This window comes from Bacillus inaquosorum (assembly GCF_023238325.1).
Taxonomy (GTDB): domain Bacteria; phylum Bacillota; class Bacilli; order Bacillales; family Bacillaceae; genus Bacillus; species Bacillus inaquosorum.
The window spans coordinates 3,716,166-3,729,616 of record NZ_CP096592.1; the positions used below are offsets into that span (position 1 = coordinate 3,716,166).

General features: G+C 45.6%; 12 protein-coding genes. 2 read left to right on the forward strand and 10 right to left on the reverse strand.

The window, feature by feature from the left end:
- Positions 1-4 precede the first annotated feature (4 nt).
- The 8 genes from M1M80_RS18830 to M1M80_RS18865 all read right to left on the reverse strand — a co-directional run bounded on the left by M1M80_RS18830 (position 5) and on the right by M1M80_RS18865 (position 7,067).
- Positions 5-1,822, reverse strand: coding sequence for a T7SS effector LXG polymorphic toxin (locus M1M80_RS18830; RefSeq protein WP_060399655.1), 1,818 nt, complete (start codon positions 1,820-1,822; stop codon positions 5-7).
- 18 nt (positions 1,823-1,840) lie between these two features.
- Positions 1,841-2,101, reverse strand: a complete 261-nt coding sequence (locus M1M80_RS18835; RefSeq protein ID WP_003235626.1) for a YwqI/YxiC family protein — start codon at positions 2,099-2,101, stop codon at positions 1,841-1,843.
- Positions 2,102-2,110: 9 nt separating this feature from the next.
- The gene (locus M1M80_RS18840; RefSeq protein WP_019259672.1) at positions 2,111-2,533 is read right to left on the reverse strand and encodes a YwqH-like family protein; all 423 of its coding nucleotides are present in this window, start codon (positions 2,531-2,533) and stop codon (positions 2,111-2,113) included.
- A gap of 372 nt (positions 2,534-2,905) precedes the next feature.
- Positions 2,906-4,228, reverse strand: coding sequence for a UDP-glucose 6-dehydrogenase UglF (gene uglF, locus M1M80_RS18845; RefSeq protein ID WP_060399656.1), 1,323 nt, complete (start codon positions 4,226-4,228; stop codon positions 2,906-2,908).
- Between the two features lie 195 nt (positions 4,229-4,423).
- Positions 4,424-5,188 (reverse strand): tyrosine-protein phosphatase, encoded by a 765-nt coding sequence (locus tag M1M80_RS18850; protein WP_003235632.1) that lies wholly within the window; start codon positions 5,186-5,188, stop codon positions 4,424-4,426.
- A gap of 48 nt (positions 5,189-5,236) precedes the next feature.
- Positions 5,237-5,953 (reverse strand): CpsD/CapB family tyrosine-protein kinase, encoded by a 717-nt coding sequence (locus M1M80_RS18855; RefSeq protein ID WP_060399657.1) that lies wholly within the window; start codon positions 5,951-5,953, stop codon positions 5,237-5,239.
- Complete coding sequence (gene tkmA / locus M1M80_RS18860) at positions 5,943-6,689, reverse strand: protein-tyrosine kinase activator TkmA (RefSeq protein ID WP_060399658.1); 747 nt, start codon at positions 6,687-6,689, stop codon at positions 5,943-5,945. The genes M1M80_RS18855 and tkmA overlap by 11 nt, the downstream gene beginning before the upstream one ends.
- Positions 6,690-6,923: 234 nt before the next feature.
- Complete coding sequence (locus tag M1M80_RS18865) at positions 6,924-7,067, reverse strand: YwzD family small protein (protein WP_003221769.1); 144 nt, start codon at positions 7,065-7,067, stop codon at positions 6,924-6,926.
- A gap of 203 nt (positions 7,068-7,270) precedes the next feature.
- Here M1M80_RS18865 and M1M80_RS18870 point away from each other — a divergent pair, with 203 nt between their 5' ends.
- Together M1M80_RS18870 and M1M80_RS18875 are read left to right on the forward strand one after the other, a co-directional pair.
- Positions 7,271-8,881: an SWIM zinc finger family protein gene (locus tag M1M80_RS18870; RefSeq protein ID WP_060399659.1), complete on the forward strand. Its 1,611-nt coding sequence runs from the start codon at positions 7,271-7,273 to the stop codon at positions 8,879-8,881.
- A complete protein-coding gene (locus M1M80_RS18875) occupies positions 8,868-11,636 on the forward strand; it encodes a DEAD/DEAH box helicase (RefSeq protein ID WP_060399660.1) in 2,769 nt (922 codons plus the stop codon). The genes M1M80_RS18870 and M1M80_RS18875 overlap by 14 nt, the downstream gene beginning before the upstream one ends.
- A gap of 127 nt (positions 11,637-11,763) precedes the next feature.
- On the opposite strand, the gene M1M80_RS18880 is transcribed toward M1M80_RS18875, so the two are convergent.
- Both M1M80_RS18880 and glcR read right to left on the reverse strand, forming a co-directional pair.
- Positions 11,764-12,621 carry a Cof-type HAD-IIB family hydrolase gene (locus M1M80_RS18880; RefSeq protein WP_060399661.1) on the reverse strand — a complete coding sequence of 286 codons (858 nt, stop codon included), beginning with the start codon at positions 12,619-12,621 and terminating at the stop codon, positions 11,764-11,766.
- A 5-nt stretch (positions 12,622-12,626) separates the two neighbouring features.
- On the reverse strand, positions 12,627-13,403 hold the full coding sequence (gene glcR, locus M1M80_RS18885) for a transcriptional regulator GlcR (protein WP_104010200.1): 777 nt from the start codon (positions 13,401-13,403) through the stop codon (positions 12,627-12,629).
- Positions 13,404-13,451: the final 48 nt, after the last annotated feature.

A 13,451-nucleotide genomic window follows, 5' to 3' on the forward strand; every position in this document is an offset into this window, starting at 1 on the left:
GTTTTTAACCATCCCATCTTCTTGAAGGCTCGCCTTTTTTCGTCTGCTTACCAGTTACAGGATCAAACTCTCCTAAATGCTCTGTTCTTCTGCGGTTCCACTTTTCTAATTTGCCATGCTGGGAATCCCATTGCCAATTAAATCCATCTTTATCTGTCCAAGACTTTCTTTTTAACCTCTCTTTTATTTGTACCATGCCTCTATCTTCCATCCACTTAGTTGGTTCCTTTAAACGATATCCATTGGAATTGTCTCCAACTATCTTCTCTCTGTCAGCTATCGCAGCATTGTATTCTTCAGTCCGTTTCTTCTTACTGTAGTTAGTACCATTATGAGCAACGTAATCATTTTGAGTCATCCCCTCAGGTTTTTCCAACCATTTAGGTTTTTTTGACTGGCTACTAACCATCTTCACAATCCCAAGATCCTTCACAGCAGTCGTTTCCACATCTACACGAACTGTCGGAATTCCGAAAGTGAAGCCATCCGGAGTTACTGGGCGTTCTGCGTATACACGGACGTTTGTTGGGACTTTGAATTGTTTTACTTTTTCTAGTGTCTTGTTAGCTTTTTGGACTTTTGAATGGGTTGCAAGCGGTATGCCTTTGTCTATATGTTTCGCCAATGCACCAGCACCAACCAAACTTAATGCCGCTTCCAGCGCCCCTTGCTTCCGCTTCTCCTCAGACACTTTGTTTCCAAACATATCCCGTCCCGTAACGGCTTCAGAGAATCCGTTTGACGCAACAAGGCCATATGCGCCCATTTCTGACATTTTGAGAATGTCTAAGGATTTGCCGGTTTTGTAGGCGTCTAAAGCGTGTTCGGCTGCGATAGCCGCTTTTCCGGTTTTGCAGATGGCTTTTCCGCCTTTGAAAGCGCGGCCTGCCCAGCCGACGACCGGTATGAAGCCAGCTGCGGCCATAGCTCCTGCTGTCACCCGTTCTGCGGTGGAGAGCTTTTCGCCAGTAACCGGATCAACGCCTTCGGTTGCTCTTTTATAATCATAATAGCCAGTGACTTCTCCAGTAAAGTTGCAAACTCCATCCCATGTTTTTTCGTACCAAGGTTTGTTAGCTTCTTCTTCAGCCTTTTCCTGAAGCCGCCTTGCTTCGGCTTGCTGGGCTTTTGCATCGATATAGGTCGTTCCTTGCTTTTCTACTTCAATGACGCTTTTGTAGACTTCATTGCTGTGGAAGGCTTTTTTGTCATAGTACATAGGGGATGCGCTCTTCCCGTTGCTGGTGGCCTGCATGAGAACAGAATATTTGGTGAGCACTGCGTTGTCCAGAGATTCTAAATTTTGATATTCAGTGGTCAGGGATTCATCAAGCTTATCGACTGCCGTGATCGTGTCACGTCTGATTTTTTGGGCATCGCCCATCTTATCTGCATAGTCGTCAAGCGTGTACATGTCGAGATCAATAATATCGCTGATGCCTGACAAAATAGAATCGATTTCTTCTTTATGAGCGGAGACAATCTCTGAGGCTTTCAAGTCTCCATTGGGCAGCTCATGATCCAAAAAAGAAGTTTCCACATATGAATCATTCAGTTCTTGATCTTTAATATCTCCTGAAATGCCATTTAAAAACGCAATTTGAGCAGAGACAAGCGTCAGCCAGCTGTCAACGATTTCCGCCTGTCCCTGAAAGAAAGCTTTAATATTGTCCGCGCCTTTTCCTTTAAAATCGTCACCTAAATCTGCAACTCCCTGAAACGCTTTTTTCAGCGTATTCAGCTGCTCCTCAAGCGTCTCATATTGCTTTTTTCTGCTCTTTGCTTCATCGATTAAAGATTGTGATTCAAATACTTTGCTCATCGCACTGCCCTTTCTTTTCTATTTTACAGCTATCGCCTCGTCCTGCTCTTTGAGTGAATCAACGTTATCCTTTGTGTCCTCGATATTTTTCTGTACCGCTTTTTTATAATCTCCGAGCATGGTCTTGATGTTCTCCTCACGCTCATGATATTTTTTCGTGTAATCAAGGCTGTTTTTTCCATTGGAGCCCGCGGCGCCGATTGATACGTCAGCAAGCGCATCTTTGACAGAATCCAATGTTTTGATGACTGTGCCGTATTTCAGCTTAATTTCTGACATAAAAAAAGATCACCACCATTTTAGTTTACTAATTTGTTTTCCTGCTTCTTCCACGAACTCTTCTCCCTTAGCAAGAAGATCGCCTGCGGCATTCGCTGCGCTCTTGGTCAAGTTCAGCTCAAATTTCTCTGCTTCAAGAGTGAATATTTTGAATTGAATTGAAGCCATATAACCGTTATATTTATCATTCACAATCTTGGATGCTTCCGATTTCGCCTCTTCTCTGCCCTTGTCGAAATCATCCGCTTTCGTTCCTGTCCAGTGCTTGCCCAATTCCGGTTTCACAATTTCTTTGATTTCAGTGATTGCCTCTTCTTGCAGTGTGTCTATGTCCTTTTTTGCTTTTTTCAGCTTTTCGATCTTGTCTTCCACGTCGGAAATTTTTCCGTTGAGCGAACTTTTGATATCCGCTAATACACTTTCATAACCCATCTGAATCACCTCTTAATACTCAAAAAGTCGTATGGAGGGGCTGATGAAGATAGACTTTTCCATACTTTATTTCCATATATTATATTTTAAAATAGCCAGAAGGCGGCTTAAATAGGGTAAATGGCTTAATTTAGGCTTATAACGCTCTCGATATGTAGGTCTATGATCTTGTTTTTGTTCGTTATACAGCCAATAAAAGCGTTTTGTAACATTGAAACGCCTAAAGTCATAGTTACAAAGACACTTGAAAGAGACAGATGTTGATGATCTGTCTCTTGTCGTAATAGCACATTCTGATTTTGTTGTTTTTTTAGCTTTAGACCTTATTAAAATAGAAAAAAACTGGCTTCCAGCCAGTTTTCTCTTTTCCAATTATTGAATTGCACCAGACGGAACAACCGCCTTCCGCCCCACAGAATAATACTCCACCCCTGCAGCCGCAGCTTCATCCAATGTGTAGCAGTTTCTGCCATCAAATATGAGCGGCGTTCCCATCAAATCTCGATAGGCTGCTAACGGGAATTGTTTAATGTCAGCCCAGTCGGTTAAAATCATGACGGCGTCGGAACCTTTGACAGCTTCCTCGATCGTCTCTTTATATTCAACAGCTTGCGGGAGAACATGCTTCGCATGGCTTGCGGCAATGGGATCGTAGGCTTTCATACGGGCGTCGAGCGCAGCGAGACGGTCTGCAATGACAATCGACGGCGCTTCCCTCATATCGTCCGTATTCGGTTTAAATGACAGACCTAAAAGGGCAATCGTTTTTCCCGTCACCCCGCCGAGCCTGTTCAGCGCTTTATCCACCAGCATCGCCTGCTGATTGTTGTTGACTTTGATGACCGATTTCAGCAGTTCAAAATCATGCTCGACATTGCCGGCAATTTGCACGAGAGCGTTTGTGTCCTTTGGAAAACAAGAGCCGCCGTAGCCTATGCCCGCTTTTAAAAACTGGCTCCCGATCCGCTTATCCTGCCCCATACCGTACGCGACTGCTTCAATATCGGCGCCGACCTTTTCACATATATTCGAAATTTCATTTATAAAACTGATCTTAGTGGCAAGAAATGCATTTGAGGCATATTTGATCATCTCGGCGCTTCTGATATCCGTTTGATAAATCGGAATTTGAAACGGGCGGAAAAGCTCCTCAAGCGTCTTTGCTGTTGTCTGATCCGCTGTTCCGATCACGATCCTGTCGCCGTGAAACGTGTCATAGATCGCTGACCCTTCACGTAAAAATTCAGGATTGGATGCGACCGAAATGCTGACAGGCTCCGCAAGATGTTTAGAGATCAGCCCCTCAATCAAATCGTTTGTCCCGACGGGCACTGTGCTTTTCGTTACCACGATGGCATCCCGTTTGACATGCCGGGCGATGCGTTTGGCCGCATCTGTAATATGCTCCAGATCCGCGTGCCCGTCGCTTTTCTGCGGTGTGCCGACCGCTATAAAAATAATGTCTGCCTGTGCCAAGCCGTTCTCATAGCTCGTTTCAAAGTTCAGCCGTCCATCAGCTGTATTTTTTCTCATCAGCTCTTCAAGACCCGGTTCAAATATGGGGGAAATGCCTTTTCTCATTTCATCAATCTTGTGAGCGTCAATATCAATGCAGGTTACATGATGTCCAATCTCAGAAAGAGAAACACCTGTCACAAGACCGACATAGCCTGTTCCGATGACTGTTATATTCATTGTTTCCCTCCAACAGTTAAATTGCTGCTTTGCAGCTTTCGTATTATCGTATGAGAACATCCTATCATGAATGCGGATGATCTCCCGCATAGCCTGTCGGGTACAGCCTGTACAGATTTCTGAAATGTGATTCAATCATACAGTATACTATTATATCGCTCTCAGAAAGAAAGTGGTGAAATGAGAACCGGCTGTTTAAAAGAGCCCAAATAATTTTCTTCTTTTGACCGGTTGCGGGGGCTGCCTGTAGATCGTTTGATTTTGCAGAAGAAGCTCGGCGTTTTCCGTCAGCAAATAAGGAAATTCCGGACCGAATTCTTTCTCTAGAATATAAAGGGCCTCTTGATTGTGAACGTTTCTCGTTTTCACATTATGGGCATCTGAGGCTACGAAATGAATCAAATTGGCTTCAGCCAGCCGGAGAGAAAATGCTTTCATCTGTTTTCCGAAAGTCCCCGCAAGACTTCCTGAAGTCATCTGAGATGCCGCTCCTTTTTCCACAAGATGATACAGCAAGGACGGGTTTTCGCGAATTTCCCTGTTGCGTTCAGGATGGGCGATAACCGGAATATATCCTTTCAGCTGCAAATCATAAAAAAGCTGCTCCGCATATCGGGGAACCTGATCAAACGGAAACTCAATCAGGATGTATTTCGTATCGTTCAGCGAAAGCAGCTGCTGTTCAGCAAGGTCTCGTTCCAAATCGCCGTAAATTCTGATTTCCTGCCCCGGAAGCACGGTTAAAGGGATATCTTCTTTAATTAAACGTTTGTTTAACTGATCTGCCGCTTCTCTGACTGCGGCTGGCTCGTTTTCATACATCCCGTTCTTATGATGCGGTGTCGCAATGATGGTCCGGATTCCCTGACGAACAGCGGCTCTTGCCATTTCTATGCTGTCGGCTGAATCACTTGCCCCGTCATCCATTGCCGGAAGAATGTGACAGTGAATATCTATCATGTCTTAGCCCCCTTTTTTCGCAAAAATAAATAACGGGCAAGATGCACGTTATTTATTTTGTATGAAATTTTCCTTGTTTCCGTAATATCCGTATTCAGAGTGCTTCGAAAGCTTTTTGCCGTTCATAATCGCCCCAAGGAGCTTGCTATTGCATGATTCGAGCGCCTCTTTTGCTTTTGCCGCTTGTTCTTTTTCTGTTTTTCCGCTTGAAATGACCAAAACAGAACCGTCTGCTACGTTGCCTAAAATCTGTGCATCCGCTACGGCGAGAATAGGCGGCGTATCAAAAATGACCATATCATATGCCGCACACGCCTCGTCTGCAAGCTCTTTCATCCACTTTGAGGAGAGAAGCTCAGCCGGGTTTGGCGGGATCGGGCCGCTCGTCAGCACTTCAAGATGTTTTTCATTTGAGGCTTGTACAGCCTGTTCCAGTGAGCTTTTCTTTAATAGAACAGATGTTAAGCCAATCATATTTTCTAGATGAAAGGCCGTATGTACTGTGGGTTTTCGCAAATCAGCATCAATCAGGAGCACTTTTTTTCCTTGCTGGGCAAATACGACAGCCAGGTTAGCGGCCGTCGTTGATTTTCCTTCTCCGGGACAGGCCGATGTGATCATCACTGATTTCATCTGGCGGTCCACTGAAGCAAATTCTATATTCGTACGAATCGTCCGATATTGTTCAGAGTTCAAGGATTTCGGCTCTGTCATCGCAATGACATTCCTGCGCATCCAAGAGCCCCTGCTTTTTTTAAACGCCAAAATGTCCACTCCCCGCTTTTTCAGATTGGATACTATGTAAGCTCTTCGCTGTTTTCGGCTCATTCGCAATAGTGGAAACCGTCCCTAAAACCGGTATGTCCAGCAAGGATTCGAGCTGCTCTTCCGATTTGATCGTATTATCCAAATGCTCAAGCAGGAAGGCCAGTCCGATGCTTCCCGCCAATCCGGCCGCAAACGCGATGGCAATGTTAAGAAGCGGCTTTGGCGATACAGGTGAGGGATGTTCTGAAACCTCGGCTTTTGACAGAATACTGACATTGTCAACATTCATAATGGATGTGATTTTGTCTTTAAAGACAGATGCGATGGTATTGGCAATATGAGCCGCTGTTTCCGCGTTTTCATCCCTGACTGATATGTTGACCACTTGGGAGTCCTGTTCGCTGGATACGGTAATTTTGTCATTCAGCTCTTGAGATGTCATCGACAGGCCTATTTCTTTAATAACTTCATCTAAAATCGCAGGGCTCTTAATGATGACGTTATACGTATTGATTAACTGAAGATTGGTTTGGACATCGTTAAATTGGACTTCTTTTTGGTCGTTTTTCGATTGATTGACCAGAATCTGAGTTGAATTTTCATAGATGGGTGTAAGTGCGAAGAAACTGATGAGTCCGCCGGCAGCAGTGGCAGCTGCGGTTACAATCATAATCAAAAGTATGCGTTTTGTTAACGTTGATAATATCTCTTTTAAACTAGTAGATTCTCCCATGATACCTCCAAATCTCTTATAGCATCCTTTTCCATCTACGATTATACAACGTAGAAACCGCATTTCTCCAGCTTTTCACGTGACAATATTCGACAAATTTTTACAAAACGATATGGTGAGAATCTTTATGTAAGCGCTATATTTATTGTCTTGACAAAGCTGCCTCTTTTTCTCCTATTCAGACAGCCACGTAATCTCGCATAAAAAAAATCCCGCAAAAGGCGTGCGGGATTCTTATGTTGCATATCCATTTTTAATATGAGAAATCAAATTTTCAAGCATTTCCTTCGTCGTCATCTCAGATGACCGCTCACCAATTTCATGTGCATGCATCAAAATTTTCAGAAATTCCTCTTGATTCAATTTCTTTTCACTCATCTTTTTGTTCCTTTCAGCTTCCATTAAGTTGAAAACACGATTATTATATGATGCCGGTTATCAATTTGCAATCTCTAATACATCATTCGACACATCCCATTTTTTATGTCCTTTTTTAGGAAAAACTTTTTCAGGCCGATGGGTTGCGATATAATAGAGAAATTGGATCTTTTTATTACGTGACTCGGTTAGGAGCGATAATCATGCTTCAGAATATGATTTCCAAAGACGATGTGCTGGCATCTGCTGAACAGCTAAAAGAACTTCTTCCTTACAATGAGGAAAATGTTCAGCTGATCAAAAAAGCCCTTATTTTATATCGGCAGGATTCAGTCTATCGTTTACAAGCAGTGAGTCCGACGGAAGTTACGGCTTATGTGCAGGATGTTGTGCCTGTGCGGGTCACATTGAACTTGTTTGTTATAGTCAAAAGCGGCTGTTCATGTCCGACCGGAAGAATCTGCCGCCATATGCTGGCTGTGTTTTTATATGTATATGCAATGTTCGAGCGAGTGGGTACTTTTACAGAGTATTGGCTTGAGAGGGAAAAGCTTGAGGAAAGCAAAGAGCTCGTCCGCCGCCAGTTTCAGGAAAAGGTCCTGCCTAATGAAGAATCGCTTTCAAGCTGGCTTGCTTTTTTTGATTCAGAGTTTTCTCTCTGGCAGGCGCGCACGCCGGAAGGCAGCCAAAACATGCAGGGCCTCTATTACGGCTACCTGTCCGCATTAAAAAAGCATGCGCCGAACAAGCCGGAGCTGAAAAGCCTGTATCAGATTCATTCCGCAATTGCGGTTTGGCTTCGCATGTTCACATTGATTGAAGCGGGCAAGCTAAACCCCGAGCAAGACTTTTATTCCCTCAATCCGTACGTTGAACAGCTGATGGATACAATCTACAGCTCTATTGATAAATTAAAAACATACGCGCTGTCTTTTGCGCTTGATCCATTTTTGGAAAAAACACCGGATGTTGTCCGAAACTTGCTGTTGAAAGAAGAAATTTTTCAATATGAACGCATCCGCATCTTCGGTGAAATTTGGAGTGCGCTGCTGTCGCGGCCAAAATGGGTGGCGCGCGAACAGGAGATTTTGAAAAAAGAAGCCGGACGGCGTTTTTCTCCTGAATTGCAATTCGGCCGCCTGCATTTGGAATTCCTGCAGAAAAATGATGACGTTATTTTTGCGGAAGCTGATCAATTCCCGCCGGAAGCGCTGCCGTATACATTTCAGTGGCTGAGTGAAATCACTGCCAAGAAGGATTGGAAACGGCTGAAAACATGGTACCAGCGGATTGAACCGATTGCGATGGGTTATACGAAGCTGGATAAGCCGTTTAAAGAGATTCGCGACGTGATCGGCGAGCTGTTCCTTCTGCTGAATGCCTATGTGAAGCAAACCAATGACCAAGCGCTGTTTGAACGCTATGCTGCGGGCTGTCTGCCGTATACGTTCACAGAATACAGCCATCATTTATATGAGAAAAAACGATATGCCGAGTGGATCGAGATTCACAGCCTTGTCGGCTTTTCCATCTATGAAATGGATAAAATCATGCTGAAGGAAATTGCAGCGAGCGACCCGGAGGCCCTTATACCGGCTTATCACAGAGAAGTGGCCTTTTTCATCGATCAGAAGAACCGGAGCTCGTACAAGGAAGCCGCCCGGTATTTGAAAAAATTGCGCACCCTGTACAGAAAAGCGAAGAAACTGAAGGTGTGGGAGCGGTATATTCAGCAGCTGAGCTCGCATTACAAGCGCCTGCGCGCACTTCAAGAAGAACTGCAGAAAGGAAAGTTGATTGATGGCGAGTCTTAAAGAAATTCTCATTCACGTCGAACAAATGGAAGATGGGTCATTTACACTCTCAGCTTTTGATGAGAATGAGCAGCCTCTTCCCTACAGCCATATGAAAAAGCATTTGTTCCAATGGCACGAATCCTCATTTTACGGAACCTTTCTTGAGGATGTCAGCTTCATCGGGACAACCGCTGTTTTGCTTTCTCCATGGATGACTGTAGAGCTTCTCGGCAAAAACTCGTTCAACTCATTCAGCTCCGTACAGCTTACTGAAGAAACGGAGCCGCTGATCGAGGCGGCATCGACCATCTATGAATTTATCGCAGACGGCGATTTTCTGCCTGACTATGAAGCATGGACAAACGGTGTTTTTCGCTGGAAGGACCGCGACAATATACTGGATGGCTTTACTGCGGATTGGTTTTCCGCTGCAGTGCAGGACTACATCCAATACGACGATGACCTGCGGGAGAAATGGGAACACATCAAGGAGAAATCGCCTGCGGTCACGACATTCCGCGGACATTTTCTCGATGAAGAGGATTTTCTTGAAGGGATCGGCTGGATTGACGATCAATCTCCATTTACAGTCGGCCTGCGCTTAAATGAACCAGACTTTGACGGAGACGATTGGAAAATCGAAATGTTTTTACGCGATAAAAAGAGCGGCGCTGTTGAATTCTTTGACGGGCTGAAGAGCCTCAAAAGATCGTGGCAGGCATACAGCGATAAAATCGCGCGTGAACAGGACCGCTTTCACAGAACGGTTCCGTGGCTCTCATTTGATTCCGGGACAACACTGATTTCAGAGGAAGAAGCCTGGATCTTCCTGTCAGAAGCGAGTGAGACGCTTGTAGATATGGGCATTGAAATTCTCCTCCCGTCCTGGTGGCAGATTGTCAGAGACAGCAGCATGATGCTGAAAGCAAAGGTGTCGTCCGCCCCGCGCGGCGAGTCATTTGTCGGCATGAATGCGCTGCTTGATTTCAACTGGCGGTTTGCGACAAATGGAATTGAGCTGACTGAGGCTGAATTTAATGAGCTTGTCGCCAGCAACAGACGCCTCGTTAATATCCGCGGGCAATGGGTGAAAATTGATCCGCAGTTTATTAAACAGATGAAGCGACTGATGGAAAAAGCGGAATCAGAAGGACTCCACATGTCTGATATTCTGGCCCGCGAGCTAATGGATCAGCAGGAAGGCGGGCTTGAGGATTCAGATCTGATTGATACATCCGCTTTTGCCGGCATTCAATTTGATCTGTCCAAACAGCTTAGGTCACTGATTCGGAAGCTCACTGCCGCTGAAAACCTGCCGGAGCACGAAGTCAGTCCTTCTTTCAAAGGGACACTCCGACCTTATCAGAAATACGGCATGAACTGGCTGCTGTTTCTGCGGGAAAGCGGTTTTGGCGCCTGTCTGGCTGACGATATGGGTCTTGGGAAAACGATTCAAATGATCGCCTATTTCCTTCACGTGAAGGAAAGCGGCCGGCAAAAAACGCCGAATTTGATTATCGCGCCGACATCCGTACTCGGCAACTGGCAGCGGGAGCTTCAAACCTTTGCCCCTGATCTGTCTGTCGCGCTCCATTATGGGCCGCGCCGTCCAAAGGGTGATGATTTCGCTGCGCATTACGAAACCGCAGATGTGGTACTCACTTCATACGGGCTGTCGCATGCCGATGCTGAAGAGCTGTCTTCTGTGACATGGAACACGATCTGCCTTGATGAAGCGCAAAATATTAAAAATGCGCATACGAAACAATCACGCGCAATCAGAAAGCTCAAAGGGCTTCACCATATCGCGCTGAGCGGGACTCCAATGGAAAACCGTTTGACCGAGCTGTGGTCCATTTTTGACTTCATGAATAAAGGCTACCTCGGCAGTTTGACAGGCTTCCATAAACGGTATGTGCTGCCGATTGAAAAAGACCGGGACGAAAAGAGAATCGGTCAGCTTCAGCAATTAATACGGCCGTTCCTTCTCCGGCGGACGAAACGGGATGAGGAGGTCGCGCTTAATCTTCCTGAGAAGCTGGAAGAAAAAGAATTTATCCCGCTCTCAGCCGAACAGGCGTCACTTTATGAACAGCTTGTCAAAGACACATTTGACCATATGACGTCACTGACCGGCATGCAGCGAAAAGCGCTGATTCTCAGCATGCTCGGACGGCTCAAGCAAATTTGCGACCATCCTGCACTCTATTTAAAAGAAGATCAAACCGAGCTGCTGGCCGGCAGATCAGTCAAGCTCGAAAAATTGCTGGAACTCATGACAGCGATTCGCGCCCAAAACGAAAGCTGCCTCATTTTCACGCAATACATTCAGATGGGGAACATGATGAAAAGGCTGCTTGAAAAAACGTTCGGCGAACCTGTGCAATTTCTAAACGGAAGCCTCTCCAAGCAGGAGCGGGATACACTCGTTGAGAGATTTCAGAAGAAAGAATACCCGACACTCATTCTTTCACTCAAAGCTGGAGGCACCGGACTTAATTTGACCGCCGCCAATCACGTCATCCATTATGACAGATGGTGGAACCCGGCGGTTGAAAATCAAGCGACTGACCGGGCATACCGCATTGGCCAGGAGCGCTTTGTCCACGTTCATAAAATGATTACAACGGGAACAATCGAAGAAAAAATTGATGTCATGCTCGAATCAAAGCAAACCCTAAACGATCAAATTATCCAAAGTGAAAACTGGATTACCGAGCTTTCCACACAGGAACTCGAAGAATTGTTTACATTAAGCGCCTCAGCGCAATAATTGACTATAAAAAAAGCTGGCTCCTAAAAGAGCCAGCTTTTTTCCGTTCATAGCCGTCACGCCGGATTTTCAAAGAATCCGTTACGCCGGTTATCAACAGGATGCACGTTTGGTGCAGCATATAAACCTACAGCAAATTCTTAATCATATGTGCGACACCGTGTTCGTCATTGGTCAAGGTGACAGCATTAGCGATCGCTTTGATATCTTCCCGCGCATTGCCCATCGCTACACCTTTTCCCGCAGCCTCCAGCATCGATTTGTCATTTAAACTGTCACCTACAGCTGCGGTTTCTTCGATCGGAATATTCAGCCGTGCCGCGAGCCTCTCCAGCGCCTGCCCCTTGGAAGCTTTGCGGGCAGAAAGCTCAAAGTTATGCTCAGCCGAACTGACAAGCGTCAAATCTTCAGCATGCTCATATCTTTTCCAGCCTGCCTCAAGCTTCTCTTTGAGGAAAGAAAAACCGAGAATATTATAAAAGTCGATCTCCTGATCAGCCTCAAACAGCTCTTGAAACGAGCCAATGTAAGCGAAGCCGGATTGGCTGTATTGCACCTCGGCCGCCTGCATAAGGACAGAAAGATCTGCTTCCGGATTCGCGCTTCTGAATCGGTCCAGTTCAACCTCAAGAAGCTCTCTGCCGTGTTGCGGCGTGTAAATGGCTGAACCTGTGAATACCTCGTAGTAATAGTTTTCTGACTCAAGCCATGAGAGAATGTCATACGCCCGTTGTTTCTCAATGGTTTCCTGATGATAAAGCCTGCCGTCAGGATCGTGAATGACGGCGCCGTTTGCGCTGATGACCCACGTTTTGATCCCGAGCGGCTCAAAAATCGATTCAACATCAAAATAAGCGCGCCCAGTTGACACCACTACTTCAATGCCGTCTTTCTGCGCCTGACGCAGCGCATTTTCATTTTCCAAGCTTACCTGATGCTTGCTGTTGAGTAAGGTTCCATCTAAGTCAATCGCAATTAATTTCACGTTTGTCAGCCCTTTCCTTCATCCTGCTCTGTCACGAGAAGTTCCACACCGTTACGGTCAAGCAAGTCACAAAACGCCTGATTCGGCAGCCTGTCTGTGATCAACAGATCGATTTCACTCAGCTCCGCATACTGATAAAAACTGGTGCTCCCCAGCTTCGAATGATCTGCAAGCGCGATCACCTGCTTTGCCTGCTGAATCATTTTTCGCTTTACCATGCCATCTTCTTCATGCGCAATTGTAATGCCATGCTCGGAAATGCCAACCACACCGATCAGCGCTTTATCGACGTGATAGCTTGAAAGCTTTTCAATCACTGAGGCGCCGTACAGAAACCGGTGCTCCTTTTCCAGCTTGCCCCCGAGCAGATAGATTTCAATTCCCTCTTTATCGGACAGCACTTCCGCGAGATTAATCGAGTTGGTAATCACCGTACAATCATCCGCATTCAAATGCTTTGCACATGCCTGAACGGTTGTAGAAGCGTCTAAAATCACCCGGTCACCATCATGAATGAGCGATGCGGCAAGCCTGCCGATCTTGTTTTTTTCTTCTGATACTGTTTTCAGGCGGCCAGAGTAATTTTGAATTTTCTGATGCACAGTCGGCAAAATGGCACCACCCCTTGTGCGGATGATGGCATTCTGTTCCTCCAGCTTCACAAGATCCCGTCTCGCTGTATCCCTTGACACTTGAAGGAGCGTACAGATCTGCTCCGTTGTAATTCGGTTATGCTGTTTTAAAAAATCCAAAATCGCTACTAATCTTTCTTCTTGGTACACGCCCTCATTCCTTTTCTTAGCATTCATCTTTAAGTAATTATAAGTTTT